This is a genomic window from Megasphaera stantonii (assembly GCF_003367905.1).
Classification (GTDB): Bacteria; Bacillota; Negativicutes; order Veillonellales; family Megasphaeraceae; genus Megasphaera; species Megasphaera stantonii.
Genome location: NZ_CP029462.1, coordinates 1,394,029 through 1,415,326, shown reverse-complemented (window position 1 = coordinate 1,415,326; position 21,298 = coordinate 1,394,029). Strand labels below are relative to the sequence as shown.

23 protein-coding genes are annotated in these 21,298 nt (G+C 50.8%); 12 read left to right on the top strand and 11 right to left on the bottom strand.

Annotated elements, in window-relative coordinates; translation table 11 throughout:
- Positions 1-32: 32 nt before the first annotated feature.
- Together DKB62_RS06595 and DKB62_RS06590 are read right to left on the bottom strand one after the other, a co-directional pair.
- Complete coding sequence (locus DKB62_RS06595) at positions 33-1,031, bottom strand: isocitrate/isopropylmalate dehydrogenase family protein (protein ID WP_087477787.1); 999 nt, start codon at positions 1,029-1,031, stop codon at positions 33-35.
- Position 1,032: 1 nt separating this feature from the next.
- Positions 1,033-2,373, bottom strand: a complete 1,341-nt coding sequence (locus DKB62_RS06590) for a citrate synthase (protein WP_087477788.1) — start codon at positions 2,371-2,373, stop codon at positions 1,033-1,035.
- Positions 2,374-2,684: 311 nt separating this feature from the next.
- On the opposite strand from DKB62_RS06590, the gene DKB62_RS06585 reads away from it, so the two are divergent.
- The 3 genes from DKB62_RS06585 to DKB62_RS06575 all read left to right on the top strand — a co-directional run bounded on the left by DKB62_RS06585 (position 2,685) and on the right by DKB62_RS06575 (position 6,975).
- Positions 2,685-4,979: a hydratase gene (locus tag DKB62_RS06585; RefSeq protein ID WP_107196275.1), complete on the top strand. Its 2,295-nt coding sequence runs from the start codon at positions 2,685-2,687 to the stop codon at positions 4,977-4,979.
- 129 nt (positions 4,980-5,108) lie between these two features.
- Positions 5,109-5,762, top strand: coding sequence for a hypothetical protein (locus DKB62_RS06580; protein WP_107196274.1), 654 nt, complete (start codon positions 5,109-5,111; stop codon positions 5,760-5,762).
- 667 nt (positions 5,763-6,429) lie between these two features.
- Positions 6,430-6,975 carry a flavodoxin family protein gene (locus DKB62_RS06575; RefSeq protein WP_107196273.1) on the top strand — a complete coding sequence of 182 codons (546 nt, stop codon included), beginning with the start codon at positions 6,430-6,432 and terminating at the stop codon, positions 6,973-6,975.
- Positions 6,976-7,147: 172 nt separating this feature from the next.
- Here the strand turns inward: DKB62_RS06575 and DKB62_RS06570 are convergent, their stop codons facing one another.
- A complete protein-coding gene (locus tag DKB62_RS06570; protein WP_107196272.1) occupies positions 7,148-8,311 on the bottom strand; it encodes a twin-arginine translocation signal domain-containing protein in 1,164 nt (387 codons plus the stop codon).
- 189 nt (positions 8,312-8,500) lie between these two features.
- On the opposite strand from DKB62_RS06570, the gene DKB62_RS06565 reads away from it, so the two are divergent.
- Positions 8,501-8,701, top strand: a complete 201-nt coding sequence (locus DKB62_RS06565) for a twin-arginine translocase TatA/TatE family subunit (RefSeq protein ID WP_107196271.1) — start codon at positions 8,501-8,503, stop codon at positions 8,699-8,701.
- A gap of 71 nt (positions 8,702-8,772) precedes the next feature.
- Here DKB62_RS06565 and DKB62_RS06560 read toward each other — a convergent pair whose 3' ends face one another.
- The 3 genes from DKB62_RS06560 to DKB62_RS06550 form a co-directional block, all read right to left on the bottom strand.
- Positions 8,773-9,963: an MFS transporter gene (locus DKB62_RS06560; protein WP_107196270.1), complete on the bottom strand. Its 1,191-nt coding sequence runs from the start codon at positions 9,961-9,963 to the stop codon at positions 8,773-8,775.
- Positions 9,964-10,024: 61 nt separating this feature from the next.
- The gene (locus tag DKB62_RS06555) at positions 10,025-10,444 is read right to left on the bottom strand and encodes a MarR family winged helix-turn-helix transcriptional regulator (RefSeq protein WP_107196269.1); all 420 of its coding nucleotides are present in this window, start codon (positions 10,442-10,444) and stop codon (positions 10,025-10,027) included.
- Positions 10,445-10,534: 90 nt separating this feature from the next.
- Entirely contained in the window at positions 10,535-11,377 is an 843-nt protein-coding gene (locus DKB62_RS06550; protein WP_107196268.1) for an AraC family transcriptional regulator, read from the bottom strand.
- A gap of 133 nt (positions 11,378-11,510) precedes the next feature.
- On the opposite strand from DKB62_RS06550, the gene dapF reads away from it, so the two are divergent.
- Together dapF and DKB62_RS06540 are read left to right on the top strand one after the other, a co-directional pair.
- Positions 11,511-12,347 (top strand): diaminopimelate epimerase, encoded by an 837-nt coding sequence (dapF, locus tag DKB62_RS06545; protein WP_095628963.1) that lies wholly within the window; start codon positions 11,511-11,513, stop codon positions 12,345-12,347.
- Positions 12,348-12,500: 153 nt separating this feature from the next.
- Complete coding sequence (locus DKB62_RS06540; protein ID WP_107196267.1) at positions 12,501-13,295, top strand: sugar phosphate isomerase/epimerase family protein; 795 nt, start codon at positions 12,501-12,503, stop codon at positions 13,293-13,295.
- 58 nt (positions 13,296-13,353) lie between these two features.
- On the opposite strand, the gene DKB62_RS06535 is transcribed toward DKB62_RS06540, so the two are convergent.
- On the bottom strand, positions 13,354-13,797 hold the full coding sequence (locus DKB62_RS06535) for a DUF805 domain-containing protein (RefSeq protein WP_115759889.1): 444 nt from the start codon (positions 13,795-13,797) through the stop codon (positions 13,354-13,356).
- Positions 13,798-14,333: 536 nt separating this feature from the next.
- Here DKB62_RS06535 and DKB62_RS06530 point away from each other — a divergent pair.
- Both DKB62_RS06530 and DKB62_RS06525 read left to right on the top strand, forming a co-directional pair.
- Positions 14,334-14,774 (top strand): Hsp20/alpha crystallin family protein, encoded by a 441-nt coding sequence (locus DKB62_RS06530; RefSeq protein ID WP_107196266.1) that lies wholly within the window; start codon positions 14,334-14,336, stop codon positions 14,772-14,774.
- A gap of 75 nt (positions 14,775-14,849) precedes the next feature.
- A complete protein-coding gene (locus DKB62_RS06525; protein ID WP_107196265.1) occupies positions 14,850-15,287 on the top strand; it encodes an Hsp20 family protein in 438 nt (145 codons plus the stop codon).
- 177 nt (positions 15,288-15,464) lie between these two features.
- On the opposite strand, the gene DKB62_RS06520 is transcribed toward DKB62_RS06525, so the two are convergent.
- Complete coding sequence (locus DKB62_RS06520; RefSeq protein WP_157949723.1) at positions 15,465-15,890, bottom strand: DUF805 domain-containing protein; 426 nt, start codon at positions 15,888-15,890, stop codon at positions 15,465-15,467.
- A gap of 197 nt (positions 15,891-16,087) precedes the next feature.
- Here DKB62_RS06520 and sfsA point away from each other — a divergent pair, with 197 nt between their 5' ends.
- The 3 genes from sfsA to DKB62_RS06505 all read left to right on the top strand — a co-directional run bounded on the left by sfsA (position 16,088) and on the right by DKB62_RS06505 (position 18,388).
- Entirely contained in the window at positions 16,088-17,230 is a 1,143-nt protein-coding gene (sfsA, locus tag DKB62_RS06515; RefSeq protein WP_107196264.1) for a DNA/RNA nuclease SfsA, read from the top strand.
- A 108-nt stretch (positions 17,231-17,338) separates the two neighbouring features.
- Entirely contained in the window at positions 17,339-17,929 is a 591-nt protein-coding gene (locus DKB62_RS06510; RefSeq protein ID WP_087477801.1) for a hydrolase, read from the top strand.
- Between the two features lie 42 nt (positions 17,930-17,971).
- On the top strand, positions 17,972-18,388 hold the full coding sequence (locus DKB62_RS06505) for an OmpH/Skp family outer membrane protein (protein WP_087477802.1): 417 nt from the start codon (positions 17,972-17,974) through the stop codon (positions 18,386-18,388).
- 155 nt (positions 18,389-18,543) lie between these two features.
- Here DKB62_RS06505 and DKB62_RS06500 read toward each other — a convergent pair whose 3' ends face one another.
- The 3 genes from DKB62_RS06500 to DKB62_RS06495 form a co-directional block, all read right to left on the bottom strand.
- Entirely contained in the window at positions 18,544-19,692 is a 1,149-nt protein-coding gene (locus tag DKB62_RS06500) for an acyl-CoA dehydrogenase family protein (RefSeq protein WP_087477803.1), read from the bottom strand.
- 99 nt (positions 19,693-19,791) lie between these two features.
- Positions 19,792-19,947: a hypothetical protein gene (locus DKB62_RS12555; protein ID WP_157949722.1), complete on the bottom strand. Its 156-nt coding sequence runs from the start codon at positions 19,945-19,947 to the stop codon at positions 19,792-19,794.
- 216 nt (positions 19,948-20,163) lie between these two features.
- Entirely contained in the window at positions 20,164-20,586 is a 423-nt protein-coding gene (locus tag DKB62_RS06495; RefSeq protein WP_087477804.1) for a MarR family winged helix-turn-helix transcriptional regulator, read from the bottom strand.
- Positions 20,587-20,832: 246 nt separating this feature from the next.
- On the opposite strand from DKB62_RS06495, the gene DKB62_RS06490 reads away from it, so the two are divergent.
- Entirely contained in the window at positions 20,833-21,282 is a 450-nt protein-coding gene (locus DKB62_RS06490) for a GtrA family protein (protein WP_087477805.1), read from the top strand.
- Positions 21,283-21,298: the final 16 nt, after the last annotated feature.

Below are 21,298 nucleotides of genomic sequence, written 5' to 3'. Positions count from 1 at the left end.
CCCAAGGGGCTGTTCTTTAGCGTGTGTGTTGTTTATTTTAAGTGAGCGATGACGGCGTCGCGGTATGCTTCCGTCGTGGCCTTGCCGCCGAGGTCCGGCGTGAGGCATTGGTTTTCCGCCAGCACGGCGTCGACGGCGCTGCGGATATTGGCGGCGACGTCCGTTTCGCCGATGTATTCCAGCATCATGCAGGCCGACCAGAGGAAGGCTGTCGGGTTGGCGATATGCTTGCCGGCAATGTCGGGGGCGCTGCCGTGGACGGCTTCAAACATGGCGAAGTCATCGCCGACGTTCATGGACGGCAGGAGGCCGAGGCCGCCGATGAGGCCGCTGGTCAGGTCCGATACGATGTCGCCGTACAGATTGGGCATGACCATGACGTCGAAGTTTTCCGGATACATGACGAGCTGCATGCACGTGTTGTCGACGATTTTGTCGTCGCTTTCGATCTGCTGGTATTCCTTAGCGATTTCCCTGAAAATATCGAGGAACATGCCGTCGCTCATCTTGAGGATATTGGCCTTATGGACGCAGGTGACTTTTTTGCGGCCGTTGGCGACGGCGTAGTCGAAGGCGGCGCGGATGATGCGTTCGCTGGCCTTGCGCGTAATGAGCTTGATGGCCTGGACCGTGTCGTCGTTCATCTTGTATTCGACGCCGATGTACAGGTCTTCCGTGTTTTCGCGGAAGGTGACGATGTCGACGTTGGGGAATGGCGTCGGCACGGCGGCATTCGACTTGGCCGGACGGATGTTGGCGTACAAATCGTATTTGTTGCGCAGCGTGACGTTAAGGGAGCGGAAGCCCTTGCCGACAGGCGTCGTAATAGGCGATTTCAGCAGAACCCGCGTCTTTTCAAAGGAGGCGAAGGCGGCGTCGGGAATGAGAGCGCCGTTCTTTTCGTATTCGGCGGCGCCGACGTTGAAGATTTCATATTCCAGGGGAGCCTTGGCGGCTTTTAAGATGTCCAGGACGGCGTCGGTGATTTCCGGGCCGATGCCGTCGCCTTTAAATACGGTGATGGTTTTCATGTTATCTGTCCTCCATAGGTATATAATCCATTAAATCGCCGACATACTTCGCTGCCGGACGGACGATGCGGTTGTCGTACAGCTTGTGCTCGATGTTGTGGGCCAGCCAGCCGACCATACGGCTGATGACGAACAGGGGCGTGTACAAATCGCGGGGAATGCCAAGCATGTGATAGGCGAAGCCGCTGTAGTAGTCGACGTTGCTGCACATATTCGCGCCTTTTTCTTCGCTTAAGGTCTTCTTGGCGATGCGTTCGAAGCGCGTGTAGAAATTAAAGATATCTTCCATGCCCTTTTCTTTGGCTAACTGGCCGCAGTAGTGGCGCATGATTTCGGCGCGGGGGTCCGACAGGGTGTATACGGCATGGCCGAAGCCGTATATCAGCTTATCCTGATGGCGGAACTGGCCGCGGAGGATGCGTTCGATGACGTCCTTGATCTGGGCGTCCGTGGCCTTGATGCCGACGGCGTCCATGATGTTTTCCATCATGAGGGACACGCGGACGTTGGCCCCGCCGTGGCGCGGGCCCTTCAGGGCGCCGATGGAGCTGGCCATGCTGGAATAGATGTCCGTATTCGTCGACGAGACGACGACGTTCGTAAAGGTCGAGTTCGTACCGCCGCCGTGGTCGGCGTGGAGGAACAGCAGGAGGTCGAGGAGCTGGGCTTCCTTCGGCGTGAAGGCGCTGTCGAGGCGGAGCATGGACAAGATGTTTTCCGCCGTCGAGTAATCCTTGCGCGGATAGTGGATGACCAGGCTCTGGCGGTTGTAATAGTGCACCTTGGACATGTAGGCGTAGACGGCGATGGACGGCAGCTTGCTCATGATGTTGAGGCCCTTGCGCAGGGTCTGGTATACGTCGGTGTTGTCCGGGTCTTCGTCGTAGTTGTACAAAGTGATGAGGGAGTGCTGCAGCTTGTTCATCAGGTTTTTTCCCGGCAGCCGCAGGAGGTTCATTTCCAAAAAGTCGTCGGGCAGGTCGTAATTTTCCTGGAGGACGTTGCAGAAGGCGTCCAGCTCTTCCCGCGTCGGCAAGTAGCCGAACAGGAGGAGGAAGCAGGCTTCTTCGTACAAATAGCCGTTGTAGCGTTCCTTTTTCGCCAAATCGCGGATATCTAAGCCGCGGTAATAGAGGATGCCGTCGCAGTCTACCTTATTTCCTTCGGCGTCGCGCTTATAGCCTACGACGTCGGCAATGCGGGTCAGGCCGACGAGGACGCCGGTATGGTCTTCGTTGCGCAGGCCGCGCTTTACGCCGTACTTGGAAAACCATTCGCGGGGAATCTGTGTATAATTTTGTGATTTTCCATAGAATTGGGCCAAAAAGATGTTATTGTCCATGTGATTCCTCTCTTTCCGGAAACGAACTGTGCATAGCTTCGTTACTAATTATTCCAGAATATTTATAAAAATGCTTTGTAGAAATAGACGCAGCCATTTTTGCAAAGTATAAGTTATTATAGCATGATTACAGAAAAAAATAAATACGAATAATCGCGGATACCCAGTGGGTAAGGGTAGTCAGGGCCAGAATAATTATGATATAATATGGTGTATGTGAAGATAAAATTTTATATTATGAAATTTATTTACATAAATTTCGACATGAGAAATGTAATGCAGCATCGCACAGATGAAGAGGGGGATTGGACATGATTCAATTATATGAAGGCGGCGCGTACTTAGTGCACGGCTCGGAGCTCGTGCCGGAACGGGAAGCGGCGCGGGTAGAACAGCTTACGGGCAAGGCGCCTGATAAGGACGAAGCCCGCAAGGGAACGATTGCCTATTCGATTTTGCAGGCTCATAATACGTCCGGCTCGATGGAACATTTAAAGATAAAATTCGACGCCATGGCGTCCCACGACATCACCTTTGTCGGCATCATCCAGACGGCGAAGGCTTCGGGCATGGAAACGTTTCCGCTGCCTTACGTGCTGACGAACTGCCACAATTCGCTGTGTGCCGTCGGCGGCACGATCAATGAAGACGACCACGTATTCGGATTGTCGGCGGCTAAGAAATACGGCGGCATCTTCGTGCCGCCTCACATCGCCGTCATCCATCAGTACATGCGGGAAAAGATGGCCGGCTGCGGCAAAATGATCATTGGCTCGGACAGCCATACGCGGTACGGCGCGCTGGGGACGATGGCCGTCGGCGAAGGCGGCGGCGAGCTGGTCAAGCAGCTCCTGCGCGATACGTATGACGTCGCCTATCCGGGCGTCGTAGCCGTATACCTGACGGGCAAGCCCAGTCCGGCTGTCGGTCCGCACGACATCGCCATCGCCATCGTCGGCGCTGTCTTTAAGAATGGATATGTGAAGAATAAGGTCATGGAATTCGTCGGCCCCGGCGTGGCGTCGATGAATACGGATTACCGCAACAGCGTCGACGTCATGACGACGGAAACGACGTGCCTGTCGTCAGTATGGCGCACTGACGACGATACGAAGGCCTACCTGACCCAGCACGGCCGCCCTCAGGACTACAAGGAACTCAATCCGGCCGATGTCGCTTACTACGACGGCGTCATTTACGTCGATTTGAGCAAGATAAAACCGATGATCGCCATGCCCATGCATCCGAGCAACGCCTTTACGATCGACGAGCTCAACGCTAATCTGGCTGATATCCTTCATGAAACGGAAGAAAGCATCAACGGTCGCATGAGCAATCCCGACCTCCATTACAGCCTGATGGATAAGGTCGTCGACGGCAAATTCCACGTCCAGCAGGGCGTCATTGCCGGCTGCGCCGGCGGCAACTACGGCAACGTCATGGCTGTCGCTCATATTTTGAAAAAAGCTTCCTGCGGCGACGGCGTCTTTACCCTCGACGTCTACCCGTCGTCCCAGCCCGTGTACATGGACTTGGTCCGCAAGGGCGCCGTAGCCGACCTTTTGGCTGCCGGGGCGATTTTCAAGACGGCCTTCTGCGGCCCTTGCTTCGGCGCAGGCGATACGCCGGCAAACAACGCCTTCAGCATCCGCCATACGACGCGCAACTTCCCGAACCGCGAAGGCTCTAAGCCGGGCAGCGGCCAGTTCTCTGCCGTAGCCCTCATGGACGCTCGTTCCATTGCGGCGACGGCGGCCAACGGCGGCGTTCTCACGTCGGCTGAAGGCTACATGGATGATTATACAGAACAGCCCTACGATTACGATAACTCGTCCTACGCGTCGCGCGTATACCAGGGCTTCGGCCAGGCCGACGACGAAGCGGCTCTCGTATACGGGCCGAATATCAAAGACTGGCCGGACATGGAAGCCCTGGCCGATAACATTCTGGTCAAGGTCTGCTCGAAGATCATGGACCCCGTGACGACGACAGACGAACTGATTCCGTCGGGCGAAACGTCGTCGTACCGCTCCAATCCGTTGGGATTAGCCGAATTCACCTTGTCTCGCCGCGATCCGGAATACGTCGGCCGGGCCAAGGCCGTCGACGCGGCAGAACGAGCCCGCATAGCCGGACAATGCCCGGCCTCTGTCGACAAGGAGCTGAAAGACGTCTTTGCCAAGCTGAAAGAGACGTTTGCCGACGCCGATATGGCGGCGACGGAAATCGGCAGCATGATTTACTGCGTCAAGCCCGGCGACGGCTCGGCCCGCGAACAGGCGGCCAGCTGCCAGCGCGTCCTCGGCGGCCTGGCCAATATCTGCCGGGAATACGCGACGAAGCGCTACCGCTCCAACGTCATCAACTGGGGCATGCTGCCCTTCCAGATGAAGGACGAACCGTCCTTTGAAGTCGGCGATTACATCTATATTCCCAACGTCAAGGCGGCCCTCGACGGCGATATGGAGGACATCAAGGCCTACGTCGTCGGCGAGGAACTTCAGAAAATTTCCCTGTACATCGCGGATATGACCGACTCGGAAAAAGAAATCGTCAAAGCCGGCAGTCTCATTAATTTCAACCGCAACCGGCAAAAAGAAAATTAAGGTAAAAATCGGGCTCATAGCAATATTGCTATGAGCCTGATTGATAGATGAAGATTGAAAAAGTCAATAAAAATCTGTAATTTATGTTAAAAATAAAGTTTTTGGAGTTTAATTAGGAGATAAGAGATTATGATAGAAAAGGTAGCATTAATATTGGGATTTATACTTTCAATTAATAGTTGTATATTTGCTAATGTACAGACTGGGACCTTTAGTGCTCAAAATCTTAACTTAGTATATCCACTGGTATATGTTGAAAATCATGAGGCCCAGTCTAAAATAAATAAAGATTTGGCTAAAATTATATATGATATAAAAAGCAAATATGATACAGGTAAATATTATTTAGCACAAATGCATTATGAAGTTACCTATGAAGATAAAGATTTAGTATCAATTTTGATAAAAACGCATATAGTTTGGAATCGTGGTGCTGCGCATGGATCAGTAGGAGACATTGGTCGTGTTTATAATAAGAATAGTGGAGAAAGAATTCCATTATATAATTTTGTTAAGATAAGAGATGCTAAACAGATACAGTCTAATTTAATAGATGGAGTTTTATCAGCATACGATTGTGATTTTAAGAATAATGTATATTATTTTAGACAAAAAGAATGGGAAGTTGATACAGTAAGTACTAACTATATTTTAATGGGAAATGGAGAATTGTCTATTATTTATCCAACTTATTCTATTGGCCCATTTTCAGCTGGCCCAATAAAAGTTAAATTTGATAAAAATGCAATAGATTATTTTAATAGATTAAATTCACAATTGTAAAAATACTTGATAAATAGAAATTTTTATTAGTGAGAAGAAATATCTTGTTATATCAGTAACAAGATATTTCTTCTGTATATCCATTGGGACATAGGAACAATAAAGCAGCAAGGCGTTTATAATGACCTCAATCTAGTTTGTAAAAGATGTTTGCAACAATTGAAACGCCTCTATGTTGATATATCAGACTAATTTCAGTTAGTCATACAGTGTTTTCCTCATGACTATAACCTTATCAAAATATCTCTTTTAAAGAAAGAATTTTTTATAATTAAGAATGGGACATAGGACATCTTTCTATTGGGGTTTATCGCTTTAATAGTACTAGGAGATACGTCGTATATCCATCCTTTTTGCAAAAAATGAGGCAGTAGCTATATGACTTCTGTTGTTATCTAATATCTATTATAACCTGAAAATAATTTACATGTTGCTTACAGCGCTCTATCGGCATACTACGGATTTTTATTTTATAGTTAATATACGTACAATTGTGGAATGACGACGCATATCTTACGTATCCGTTAGTATCTTACATATATGTGCGTACTTGTATAAACGACGTATTCTAGTTATGATGAATGCGTAACGGCGCTTAGATAAAGGCGTTTTTGGGCGGATTTTGATTGTTGGCGTCTTATTTTTAGTAAAAAAGGAGAAATGACATATGAGCAAAAACGTAGTCGTCATTACGGGAAGTCCGCGAAAGGATGGCAACAGCTTTGCCATGACGGATGCTTTTATTGCTGCGGCAGAAGCCAAGGGGTATTCGGTCATGCGGTTTGACGCGGCGATGATGGATGTCGGCGGCTGTCATGCTTGTTCTGCGTGCTATAAGACGGATAAGGCCTGTTCCTTTGACGACGATTTCAACGTCATCGCCCCGGCTGTCTTAGCGGCGGACGTCGTCGTCTTTACGATGCCTGTATATTGGTACTCCATTCCGGCGCAAATCAAGGGCGTTATCGATAAAATGTTTTCTTTCTGCGTTGCCGGTAAGGAGATAGCAGGAAAAGGCTGCGCCGTTATTGCTTGCTGTGAAGAAGAGGATATGACTGTACTGGACGGCGTGCGTATTCCAATCGAACGGTCGGCAGCCTTGTTGAAATGGCATATGGTCGGCGAAGTACTGGTTCCTGGCGTACTGAACCCCGGCGATATCAAAAAGACCGATGGCTGTGCAAAAGCTGCGGCCTTAGCCGATGCGTTGTAAGGACGTGTGCCGATGAGCAACGTAGTATTGATAAACGGCAGCTTTAACGAAAAAGGTACACGGATACGGATTTGAGCAACGTAGCCGAAACATAGATAATACGGCGTCGAAATAGAAACATGACAAATACATCCCCCTCTTTAGCAATAAATTAAGAAAGAGGGGGATGTATTTATTTTACGATGACTTTGGCGACTTGTTCGGCAGCCAGCTTGTAACCGTTCGGCTCGGCTTCGAGCATGTTGAGGTACATGTAGGACAGCTGTGCGCCGACGTAGTTGCGGAAGTGATTGAATGCCGGGCCTTCCAGGTCAGATTGGCTCATGCCGTATTCCTGATAGGCGATTTTCTTGAGGAGCAGGACCGTTTTCTGGGCTGCCGGCGACGACAGAACCCAGTCGTGGTCGCCGAGGTGGACGATGTAGCCTTCCTGACGGTGGGGGTGGGGAATCGTCTGGCCGTCTTTGCCGACGAGGCCGTAGGCGACGGGATCTTTGCCGGCGATGATGGCGGCGGCTTTCAGCCAGCCGGCTATGTCGGCTTCTTCTTTTTTCGACGTCGGCGCGCCGTGGGCGCAGGCCTGGGCGACGACTTCTTCCGCCGGGAAGCCGCGGTAGATAACTTCCGCCAGGGCCAGGGCGTGGTGCGCTCCCTGACCGGCAATGGGATATTCCGTCAGGGACGATCCGTCGGCCTTCCACTGGAAGACGAAGGGCTTGGAAATGTCGTGCAGGGCCTGGGCAGCGATAGCGATGTCCTTGTTTACGGCGTAGTAAAAGACTTCTTCATAGGTTCGGCAAATGTAATCTGTAATATGCATGTTGCAGCTCGTATGGGTAGCCAGGCCGCCCGGATAGGGATGATGGCTGCCGTAGCCGCTGCCGGGAGCCGTTTTAAATTCCTGTATTGCGCCGTTAAAGGGCGGCAGTATGTGCGTTTCGTCGATTTTCGACGTGTCGATTAAGTTTTGGGCGGCCAATGCGGAATAAAGACGGCTGCGGGAGGCGGCGGACGAATATTCCTGCATAAAGGTCGGCGTCGGGTCGTTCAGAAGCCGGACGACGGCTTGGCGGAGAGTGCCGTTTTCGATCGTATTAGCCAATCTTACGATGTCGTCGAAGGATTTTTGTACCAGCGGCGAAGCCTGGGCGGCTGCGACGGCGTTTTTGGGAATGTTTTTAAACGCGACGGGCTTCAGCGTCCGCTTCGGGTTGTCGAGTTCCCGGGCAAAGGAAAAGGACGGCATGGAAAACATGGCCGCTCCCAATGCGGCTCCGCCGGCGAGCTTTAAAAAGCTGCGGCGCGATACGGTATGTTCAGATGACGGCGTTGACATAGTGTGATTCCTCCTTAAAGGCCTTTTCAATTTACCGTTAGTATAGTTTCCTTTTGTATATACTTTGTGAACATACGGTAAAGGTATTGTATGGAATGAAGGCCTGGTGAAATTTTACAAAAAGAACAGGCCGATTTTACGAAAGGGCCATGAAACTTTGTTACAGTAAGGCCAAAGGAGGCGCAGTCTATGTTAGGATTAGGTTTTCCGGAATTGGCGTTGATTTTAGTGATCGGACTGGTCGTATTTGGGCCGGGAAAGCTGCCGTCTGTCGGCGGCGCATTGGGCAAGAGCCTGCGGGAGTTTAAAACGGCCGTTCGCGATGGAGAAGAAACTAAGAAGCCGGCATCTGCCGATGCTTTTCATGAGACAAAAGCGGGAGATGCATAATATCGGCCGTATGAGCGCAAATTCTTTATAACAACAATCCCTGTCGGCTGGCAGGGAATGTTTGTCATATACTATCTTGCAAGTTTCTTTTTTGCAGCGTTCTGGCCGTAAAGGACATAATACAGTACGGCGCAGCACGCCAGCAGCACGGCCAGCGCCGCGTACATGGCGCGAAAGCCGGCATAGGGGAGCAGCGCGCCTAAAACCAGCGGGCCTGCGCCGACGCTGAGATCCATGAAGACGAAAAACGTCGACGTCGCCAGGCCCATGCGGCCGCGAGGGGCTAAGCCGATAATGATGGCTTGAGAACAGGACATATACGTCCCATATCCCAGCCCCATCAGCGCGGCGGCGCCCAGCAGCATCCAGCCGGACGTCGACAGTCTGATGAAGCACAGGCTCAGGGCAAAGAATATAAATGCCGGGTACATGACGAAATTAGCTCCGCGGCTGTCAAACCATCGTCCTGTAAAGGGACGGGAGCATAGGGTGAACAGGGCATATACAAGGAAAAAATATTTGCTGCTGGCGAGGAGCGCCGCTTCTTTGGCAAAGGAGGCCATAAATCCCAGGATAGCGGCGAATCCCAAGTTGACAAGCAAGGTGAGAAACGCGACGGGAATAGCCGTCGGCTCTATGAAGTTTTGCAGGGACAGATAGGAGTGAGGCCTTGCGGAGACAGACGAATCATGGTCCTCTGCCGGTACATGGAGCAGGGCTGTCGCCGCGAAGGCCAGTATCAGGAGGGCGCTGCCGGCGACGAGGTTATACAGGATGACGCCGTCGCTGTAAAAATACAAGCCGGCAAAGGGGCCGACCGCCGTTCCCAGCGTCACAAACATGGCATAGTAGCTCGTGCCTTCGCCGCGGCGGGCTGCCGGGACGAGGTGCGCCATAACCGTCCCCGTCGTAGACGACGACAGGCCGAAGCCGACGCCCTGGACGAAACGGGCTGCGTAGAGAGGATACAGGCTGTGGATTCCTATGTTCAGGAGAGAGGCCGCTAAAAAGAGGAACAGGCCGATATATAAGGAGCGTTTCAGGCCGATTCGTTCGATACATCTGCCTAGAAACAGGCGGGCAAATAAGGTTCCTAAGATAAAGATGCCGCAGGCAAATCCTGCTTCTGCCAGGGAGGCGTGAAGCGCCGTCGCCGCGTAGTCGGCAATAACGACCATCGTCATATAATACGATTGGTTTACGACAAAACAGACGAGGCAGTTCAGGATAAAATCTTTGGTCCAGATGGCCGAAGTATTCATAACGTTTGCTCCTTTGATGTTTATTATACAACTAGTTGTATATTAGAATAAAAAAACGACGTCATACGTTGTCGTTTATTTTCAGGAGTAAGGAAAGGAGCTGGTCTTTTTCCTCTTCCGACAATCCCTTTAAAAGCTGGCATCCTACGTTCGTGCCGAGATGCTTGAGGTCATCGCACGTCGTCCGGCCTTTTTCCGTGAGGTAAACTTGCTTGAAGCGGCCGTCTTCTTCCGAGATGACGACGTAGAGCAATTCTTTTCGCTTCATCCGTTCGACGATATTCCGCGCCGCCTGATGGGTAATGCGCAAGTGTTCTTTTAAATCGATGATGGAACGGCCCGGGCAATTGTCAAAATAAAGCAGCGCTTCCGATTGATTGGCCGTCAGATCGAAGGGGATCAAATCCTTGTCGCGGCCGTTGCTGATTTTATTGCCGATGCGCAGGATTTGGCGTTCGATGATGAAGTTTTTGTCTTTCATGAGGTATCCTTTCCCAACTATACAATGAGTTGTATAGTTTTATTTTATATACTCTTTTTAGTTTGTCAAATACGGACGGGATAGGCTGCGTTATTCAAGGAAGAGCCTCGTCTGAGGCGGTATGCCCTTGGCCGGCGACGCGCCGTAATATTTTTTCCAGGCCCGGTAAAAGGTAGAGTACTGCTTAAAGCCGCTGTCGTAGCATACCTCCGTCAGGGGGCGGTCCTGCTGCATGAGGGAGCGGGCCAGGAGGAGGCGCTTGATGGTAATGTATTGCCCCAGGGAATAGCCCGTTTCTTCCTTGAAGAGGTGCATGAGGTAGTCCGGGCTGATGCAGAGCTGCTCGGCCAAAGCCGGTACGGACAGTTCGTCCTGCAGGTGCTCGTTGATATAGGTCAGAAGGCGCTGTATCTTTTCGTTTTGCCGTCCCGTCTTGACGTAGCCGATGTGCCGCTCCTGAATAGATTGGGCCAAATAAATGAGAAACTCCAGAAACAGAGTTTCCTTCAACACGGCATGATGGGCGCAGGATTCGGCGCAGCAGGCCTGGCGGAGGCGGCACGACGCGCCGTAGAGGCTGCCTGCTTCCTGAGGCTGGCGCAAAATAGGCGACGCCGTCTGGAACAGGGCCGACAGGTCGCAGCCGCGCTGCCTGTAGGACTCGATGTACGCCGGCGAAATATAGGCGATGATGCGCTCATACGTATGGGTTCCGCCGACGACGGGGCGGTGCATCTGCCCGGCCGGCACGACGACGATGTCGTAGGGCTGGAGCCGGTACGATTTTCCTTCGATTTCATAGGTCACGTCTCCCTGAAAGAACAGCATGACCTTGTCGAATTCATGGTAATGGACGGGACAAGCCCAGTCCCTCTTGTCCGATACGTAAAACAGCTTCAGGGGCTCCGTCAGGTAGCCTGTTTTTTCATACACACGCGTTGCCTCCTATCGTTACAGCAGGATTTGCAATAAGTATAGCATGATTTTACTATACTTGCTATTTTCAGTTATTGTATAATAGCTATGGTAAGACGCATGATAGATTTCCTATAAGGAGGATATACAGATGAAATTCGTTAAAATGCATGGATTGGGAAACGATTTCGTATTTTTTGAAGATAAAGATGGCGCGAACAAGGATTTTTCTGAATTGGCCGTAAAACTGTGCGACCGCCATACGGGCGTCGGAGCCGACGGCATCATCGTCATCGTGCCCAGCGATAAGGCCGACGTGCGGATGCGCATTATCAATGCCGACGGCAGCGAAGCAGAAATGTGCGGCAACGGCATCCGCTGCTTCGCAAAATACGTCTACGACAACGGCATCATTACGAAGGACGAATTTTCCGTCGAAACCCTGGCCGGCATCATGAAGCCGAAGGTCACTGTCGGCGAAGACGGCAAGGTCAGCCTGGTTACCATCAATATGGGCAAGCCCTTTACGGACCGGGCCCAGATCCCCATGGAAGGGCCGGCCGGCCCCGTCGTCGACGAACCGATTGAAATCGACGGCAAGACCTATAAGATCACCAGCCTGCTCATGGGCGTGCCCCACACGATGACCTACGTCCGCGACGTAGACGCCGTTCCCCTTCATGAACTGGGGCCGAAGTTTGAAACGTACAAGGCCTTCCCGCGGAAGACCAACATGAACTTCGTCCAAGTCATCGACAACCATACCATTAAAGTCCATACGTGGGAACGGGGCGCCGGCGCGACCCTGGCCTGCGGCACCGGCTCCTGCGCCTGCGCCGTCGGCTCGTACCTCAACGGCTTTACGGGGCGGAGCGTCGACGTGCAGCTGTACCTCGGCACGCTTCACATCGAATACAGCGAAGAAGACGGCAACGTATACATGACCGGCCCGGCTGCCGTGACCTTTACGGGTGAATGGCTGGGATAAAGGCCTCGCTGAACGAAATACAGGGAAAAACGCAGAAAGATGTGCAGTACAGGAAGGATATTCCTGATATTGCACATCTTTTTTACATAATACAGGCCGAAGCTTTACAATGACGTGGGTATAATAATACCGTACTAGTGAGGAGGAGACCTGATGAAACAGATTTTAATTTCGTCTACCTTGTTATGGAATCTTTCGCTGCGCGACATGTTCCGCCAGGTCTATGAACTCGGCTTGGGCGGCTTGGAAATGTGGGCCCAGCACTTTTACTGCCAGCAGTATGACGAAGGCGAATACCGGCGGCTGTCGCAGAAATATCCCCTGCATACCGTCGTTCACAGCTGCAGCTGGGATTTGAACCTGTCGTCCATGAACCAGGCCGTACGGCAGGCGTCTGTAGAGGAAGTCATCGCGTCGATGGAATTTGCCAAGCGCGTCGAAGCCAGGGAAGTGACGGTTCACCCCGGCCATATGACGATGCCCTGCTGGCGTCGGGAAAGCGCCCTGCTCATGCACGAGTCCCTGCAGAAAATCGCCGACGCGTCGTACCGGCTGAACATGCCCGTCTCGCTGGAAATCATGGAAAAGACGAAGAAGGAATTTGTAACTGATATAGAATCCATGAAGGAAGTTACAGGCGACCTCTTTTCTTTCTTCACCTATACCCTGGACATCGCTCACTGCGAAAGCCCTGACGAAGGGCTGGATATCCTGCGGCGCGTCGACACCGTGTCCAAGCTTCACATCAGCAACCGTATCGGCGGCTTATACCATACGCCCCTGTACGACGGGGATTTTGATTTCACAGAACTACTTCCTGCGCTGCGTTCTTACCATCTTCCCATGGTTTTGGAAGGCTATGACCCGCAGGGCGGTTTGGACGTATTTTACCGCAACGTCGAATTTTTGCAAGAACATCTCATGCAGCTTCAATGCCGCATTTCTTAATATATCTTCTTCCCTTTGTTCAGGCCTTGCCCCGGCAAGGTCTTTTTATGTTTTTCGTCTACTCGTTCAGGATAGAAGAAGAATAATAGTCCTCAGGGCCATATTTGTTGTCGCCGTCGGAAGGGTGGAGGAGCCAGATAAACAAGACGAGGCCGCCGAGGAGGGGAATCAGGCTGATGAGCTGCCACCAGCCCGATTTGCCGATGTCGTGGAGGCGGCGGGCGTTTAAGGCGGCCGATACAAAAAATACGGTCAGGCCGGTGACGAGGTACAGGACGAGAAAGGCGTCGGCCAGGACGGCCCCGTTCAGAGCCGTGCGGGAAACGCCGGCGATGAAGAACAGAAAGATCGCGTAGAGTATGCTGAAGACGGCGTAGTAACTCAGCCACAGTGCAGCGACGCCAAGCCAGAACTCCTTGCGGGACGAGCGGCCGGAAAAGGAAAACTTCCGTTTCCAGAGAATTACAGCGGCGTCTTTTAAAGTCATCTTGTATATGGTCATGAATAGGCCTCCCTTGGTATGCCAGAACGGCGGGCATAATACTGGATTATTTATATCGCTTATTATACTGGATAAGAGAGAATAATACTATAGATATGATAAAATAATATAATTAATGCATAAATTTATTTTATTTAAAAAGACTATATCTTAGGATTGCAGAAGGCAGACGGCGTCAATTTCCTTTTATCGGCGTCATTGTATTGCTGTGTTTTCACCGTAATGCAGAGCTATTACGGCCTGATAACACGCTGTGACCATACAAAGAACGGCTTAGGAACGCCCTTTACGGGCGAGTCAGGTCCGTCGCGTTACGCGTAACGTCTTATATTATCTATCTAGTTCTTAGTTTATATAGACGTGACGTGATGTGTTTTATAAAAAAAAGTCAAAAAGTCAAAATGAAGTGTTGACAAGGGGGAAAAACAGGTATATAGTATAGCTGTAATCGGAAAGAGGTTACAGACAGACATATAAAAGTCAAAAGAGCAATCAAGTAATTGCATCTCATTAGGTATTTTAGAAAGAAGGGTTTTATGATGAGAAGCTTATTCCCGATTGTAACAAATAACGATTTAGTATTTCCTGATAATTTTGTCAATCATTTCTTCGGCGATTTTATGAAGCCGTTCGACAGTTCCTACAGCGTTCCGAAAGTCGACGTAGAAGACAAAGAAAACGAATACGTCTTGACGACGGACTTGCCGGGCATGGCCAAGGAAGATATCAAACTGACCTACGATAAGGATATCCTGACCATTTCGGCCCGTCATGAAGAAAAGAAAGATGAAAAAGACGAAAAGAAAAACTATATCCGCAAAGAACGGACGAGTCAGTCCTTCTGCCGCCAGTTCCAGGTCAGCGGCGTTCAGAAAGACCATATTCAGGCATCCTTTGCCAACGGCGTGCTGACCGTCACCTTGCCGAAGGAAACGGCTAAGCAGATCGAAGCCGCCAAGACGATTGAAATTCAGTAATACGATGGTTTAACCCCGTGATGCGCTTGTAAGTCAAACGAGATCCAACGAGGCGTATGAAAGAAGGGTTTTACGATGAAAAGTTTATTTCCGATTGTAACGAACAACGACGCATTATTTCCGATGAATTTTGCCGACCGCTTCTTCAGCGATTTCATGAAACCGTTTGAAGGCTCGTACAATATTCCGAGAGTCGATATTGAAGACAAGGGCAACGAATACGTATTGACGACGGATCTGCCCGGCGTCGCCAAAGAAGATATTTCCCTGACCTATGACGACGACGTGCTCACCTTGTCGGCCCGTCATGAAGAAACAAAGGACGAACAAGACGACCAGAAGAACTATATCTATAAAGAACGGTCGAGCAGCTCCTTCTGCCGCAGCTTCCCTGTCAGCGGCATTCGGAAGGACGGCATCCAGGCTTCCTTTGCTGACGGCGTATTGACCGTCACCTTGCCGAAGGAAACGCCGCAGCCGGCCGAATCGGTTCGTACGATCGACATTCAGTAATCCATTTCCCATTCCTATAGAAGCATAACTCATATCCCCCTTTTGACATCCGTCAGATTTTCTCCGCTGAAAGTCTGGCGGATTTTTTGTGCATGAAATTCGGCAGTTTTTTTCTAACATAACGAGAAGCCCCGCTGGTCTCGACAGTGGAGAGCAGCGGGGCGTTTGTCGGCCTATTTATATTTCTTTTGGGCCATATTGATTGTCTTGGTCTGATGGGCGGACGAACCAGAAGAAGAGAATGAATCCGCCGATGACGGGGATGAGGGACAGCAGCTGCCACCAGCCGGATTTTCCGATGTCGTGAAGCCGGCGGGCATTGAGCGTAAGCGCGGCTACGAAAAAAGCGATGCTCAAGAAGCACGCGACGATGACGAACGTACCGGACATGGCGGCGGATATCGTTTCGGCTGTCGCCGTAGAAGATAGAGCGGCCGCAACCGCTGAAACGGCTGCCAGCAGAAAGAATGCAGCGTATGCGACGATATATAAGACGGCGATAGACAGCCAGTATTCGCTACGCGACGAGCGGCCGGCAAAAGAAAATTTTTGTTCCCATAGACGTTTCGCCGCGTCCCGCAGCGTCATATCCGATGTGTTCATAGGCATTGCCTCCTTTTCAAAACGATATAGAGTATTTATATACAGTATACAAGAGGATGATAGAAAAAGACAAGAGCGTGCCGGCGTTTTATCCGGCCGCGAAGCGAAGCATTTTGAAATTCGGACGAAACGCGCGCAATCGTGTGGTATAATATAAAAATACAAACGTTATTTTTATAGCAAAGGTATGGAATCACATGAAATTTACGCAGGACATTCAAATCGGGTATTTCGTGAAGCGGCCGAACCGCTTTATCGCCTATGTAGAAATCAACGGAACCGTAGAGGTCTGCCATATGCCCAATCCCGGACGCATGTGGGAGCTGCTGTTTCCCGGCGCCGCCGTATACGTGCGCCATGTCGGCAAGACGGAGCGCAAGACGGCGTACGACGTCGTCGGAATCGAACGGGACGGCGTGCCCATCTTGCTGGATACGCAGTACAACAACGACATCGCGGCAAAACTCATCCAGGAGCATCGCATTCCCGGCTGGGAAGAGTGGAGCCTGCTGCGGCGGGAAGTGACCGTAGGCGACAGCCGTTTCGATCTGCTCCTTCACAAGGGGAAGGAGCTGTTTTATTTAGAGGTCAAGTCGTGCACCTTGTTTGGAAAATCGGGAGCTATGTTTCCCGATGCCGTGACGGAACGGGGCCGGAAGCATATTGCAGAATTGGCGGCCATGCACGACGACGGCTATCATACGGGCGTGCTGTTCCTCGTCCATTGGGACCGGGCCCGCTGGTTCCTGCCCGATTACCATACGGATACGGACTTTGCCGCCACGTTTATGGAATGCGCGCCGAAGCTGGACTGGAAGGCCTTTTCCCTGCGGTGGACGGCGGAGTTTTCCCAGCCGGAGCCGGTCCGGCTCTTGTCGTATCCCGAAGAGGTGCTGCGGCGGGAAAATCACGACTGCGGCGATTATATGCTCGTCATGTACTTGCCTGAGGGCCGGGACATCGAGGTCGGCGCAAAGGGATCCATTTCCTTTCTTCAGGGGTATTACGTGTACGTCGGCTCGGCCAAAAAGAATCTGGCGTCCCGTCTGGCCCGCCATACGAGAAAGCGCAAGAAAATGCATTGGCATATCGACTACCTGCGCCGATACGCCGGCGTGACGGCCGTCCTGCCTGTCCGAACAGTCGACGACCTGGAGCACAAGCTGGCCGCGGCCGTCGGGGCGATTTCCCATTGGCAGATACAGGACTTCGGCTGCACCGACTGCAGTTGTCCGTCTCATTTGTTCGGCTTTCACGACAATCCCATCCACCGCCGCGATTTCATGCAGCTCGTCGAGGACTTCCGCATGAACCGCCTGGAGTCCCTAATAGGGCGGTAAAGGCCGTTTTTAAATTCTTTGTGACAATTCTGTTGCGAATATATCCCCTCAAAATATATTTATGGTATAATAAGGATGTTATTTAAAAACGAAGGAGGGTATTCGTTCATGGACAGACAAGAAGCGCTGCAGCTGCTGCGCAAATATAACGGCGAGCCGTTTCATATTATGCATGCCCTGACGGTGGAAGGCGTCATGCGCTGGTATGCCAGGGAACTCGGCTACGGCGACGAAGAAGATTTTTGGGGCTTAGTCGGCTTGCTGCACGATATTGATTTTGAAAAATATCCCGAGCAGCACTGCAAAAAAGCGCCGGAGCTCTTGAAGGAAATCGACGCCGACGACAGATTCATCCACGCCGTCGTATGTCACGGCGGATGCGGCCTGTGCGTAGACGACGTGCCGGAGCATGAAATGGAAAAGGTATTGTTCGCGTCCGACGAATTGACCGGCCTCATTTGGGCCGCCGCCAAGATGCGGCCGTCTAAGAGTACCCAGGACATGGAAGTCAAGAGCCTGAAGAAAAAATTCAAGGACAAGAGCTTCGCTGCCGGCTGCTCCCGCGACGTCATCAAGATGGGCGCGGAACTGCTGGGATGGGAGCTTCCCGATTTATTTGAAAAGACGATTTTAGCTATGCGCTCCTGCGAGGACTCGGTGCGCAGCGAATGCTTCGCGCTGACCGGCGTAAGAGAATAATAAAACAATAATTATACAATGAGTTATGAGGAGGAATGAATCATGAAAAAAGCAATCGCGACGGCCCTTATGGCCGCTATGATGACAGTAGGTACAGTAGGCGCGTCCTTCGCTGCCGGCTTGGGCACTATCGACATGGCAGCCCTGCTGCAGAAGCATCCGAACTACCCGAAGGCCATGGCTCAGTGGCGCAGCGACGTAGAAAAAGCCCAGAAGGATTTCCAGGATCAGGTAAAGAAGGAAAAAGACCCGAAGGCTCAGCAGGAATTGGCGCAGAAATTCAACGTTCAGCTGAACAAGCAGCGCATCGAGCTGTTCACGCCGCTGGAAAAGGATATTCTGGAAAAGACGAAGGCTGTTAAGCAGGAAAAAGGCTTGGATTACGTCGTATTGAACGGCTCCGTCGTAGACGGTCAGGGTCAGGACATTACGAACGACGTCGCCGCCAAGTTGAAATAAGCATACAGGCAAGACAATCGGCTGAAGCGTTTTCAGCCGATTTTTTTGTCGTGCTGCGCTACAAAAGCATGCAAAATGCGGCAATCCGGCAGAGGGAAGAATCTGCCGGATTGCCGCGTGTCATAATGTTAGATGGAGAGTTTATGGATTATCAATTATTTACGACGGAACAAGCCTCCGGAAATGACCAGTTTCTGGATTTCGTTTGTACCTTCGTAAATTTGGGTGATTTTTGCGTCGCGCATCATGCGTTCTACATGATATTCGTGCATGTAGCCGTTGCCGCCGAGCATCTGTACGCATTCCGTCGTGACCTTCATGGCGACGTCGGTGCAGGTGAGCTTTGCTACGGCTGCGGCTGTCGTGAAGGGTTTGCCTTCTTCTTTCAGGCAGGCCGCCTTGTAGAGGACGAGCTTGGCTTTTTCGATGTCGGCGTAGAGCTCGGCCATTTTGAATGCCAGGTACTGCTGCTTGAACAGGGGCTTGCCGAACTGTTCCCGTTCCTGGAGGTATTTGACGGCGATGTCAAAGGCTCCTTCGGCGATGCCGAGAGCCTGGGCGCCGACGCCGATGCGGCCGCCGTCAAGGGTTTTCATGGCCAGTTTAAAACCTTCGCCTGGTTTAGCGATCATGCGGTCTGCCGATACGCGGACGTTGGAGAGGACCATTTCAGAAACCTGGGCGGAACGGATGCCCATCTTATTTTCTACCTTGCCGACGTGGAAGCCTTCCATGCCCTTTTCGACGACGAAGGCGCACATGCTCTTCGTGCCGACAGACGGGTCGGTCAGGGCGTAGATGACGGTGTAGTCAGCCAGAGGGCCGTTGGTATTGAAAATCTTCGTGCCGTTGAGGATGTAGTCGTCGCCGTCCTTGGTGGCGATGGTCTTCTGTCCTGCCGCGTCGGAGCCGGCCGAGGCTTCGGTGAGGCCGAAGGAGCCGATGGCTTTGCCGCTGGCGATAGGAGAGAGGAAGCGTTTTTTCTGTTCGTCCGTAGCGGAGGAATACATGACGCTGCCGCCGTATAAGGACGTATTGACGGAGAAACCGATACCGAAGGAGGAATCGACTTTGGAAACTTCTTCGACGGCTAAGATATACGGGAGGTAGCCTACGTCCGTGCCGCCGAATTCTTTCGGATAGCAGAGACCGAACATTCCCATGGCGCCGAATTCCTTAAAGGCTTCTACGGGGAATACCTGCTGTTCATCCCGTTCGAGTACGCCGGGAGCTAAGCGCTGGGCCGTAAATTCGCGAACCTGATCGACGATTTGCTGCTGTTGTTCTGTCAAATTGAAATTCATAGTGCGTCCACTCCTTCTGGTAACGGTAATATATTTAAAATTAAAATATAAGCGGATTTGTTATGTCCCTGGTTCGGGAGCTTTTACTGCGGAGATTTTTTAGATGACGACATTTTGGTTGGCTAAGATGCCGCTGAGGAATTTTTCATACTCCGTTTCTTTGCTTACTTTTGTGTTGACAGGAGTCAGGCTCTTAGAAGTAAATTTGCGGATGAGTTTGCATGTGTTTTTTTGTTCAAACGAAAACTTTGTCATAATGGAGTCACTCCTTTGGTAGATGAATTAAATTATACTTTGTGGAAATAATTCGTAATAAGAATTATTATGGTCACATAATATCACAGGAAAAACAGAAGGTCAAGAAATTTGACTAAATTGCATAGAAAATAATTTGTAATACGAAATATTAATAATAAAAAAATACCGCTATCCATGAATCGTCCATGAGATAACGGTATTCGATATGACGTGTTACATGTCGTGCTGGTGGATGATGCGTTTGATATAGCCGATAAATTCCTCTCGTTCCTGCGGCGAAAAATCACGAAGGACCAAATCGTTCAGTTCGTCTATCGTTTTCATCACCGGTTCTTTTAAAGCCATGCCTTCCTTTGTTGCCTTGACTGTAATGCTGCGGCGGTTATTGGGATTGAGGACGCGGTCGATGAGGCCGCGCTTCTGCATCCGGTCCAATACGCCGGAAATCGTAGAGTTTTCTACGCGGAGGATCGTAGCGATTTCCTTCGGCGACAAGGTTTCATCCTTCCAAAGACAGGCCAATACTCCGTATTGCCCCGGAGTGATGCCGTATTTGGACAAACTTTCGGAAAAGGTGAGAAATACTTCATGCTGGGCTACAGTAAGTAGAAAATTAATGCAGTTCACATACTCCACGGTGACGCTTCCTTTCTGTGTTTTATTTCGTATTCCTAACTAATGTATAGTTTACCATATTTTATGCTTCCTTACTATAACAAATGGGGAATTTGTGAAAAAATTATCAGACTATAAAGGGCTGAGTAAAAAATTATCCCCATTTGCTGTCGGGCCTGTAAATTTGTAGCATTTCTTTCCAAGATGACGTATAATTAGGACAACATACATCTTGCCGCGGTAAAGGAGATTGTAAGCGGATATACTATGAGACAAAAAAAGATTTTTGGATTCGATTATACCGACAACGAGTACGTGAAGCTGTTCATGTACTTGCTCGTCGGCGGTTCGGCGGCCTTGTTTGAATGGGCTATGTTTTACGTGCTGTTTCAGACGCTGAGGGGACTGAGCGTATTTGCCTATCAGACGCAGGCTGTCCTGACGGCGACGGCGACGGCCTTCGCCTTGTCTACTTTATATCATTATATATTATGCAACCGCTTCGTCTTTGACAGCGGCAGCCGCTACAAGAAAGGGGCGGAAATTTCCCTGGTGTTCTTGGTCAGCGCCATTGGACTGGGATGGAACCTGCTGCTCATGTGGCTGTTTACATCGCCGTCTCTCCTGGGGCTGCCTCCCATGGTTTCCAAAATCATGGCCAGCGCCATTGTAACGGTGTGGAACTACGTATCGCGCAAGAAGTGGATATTTTCATAAAAAAGGGGCGAGGGAT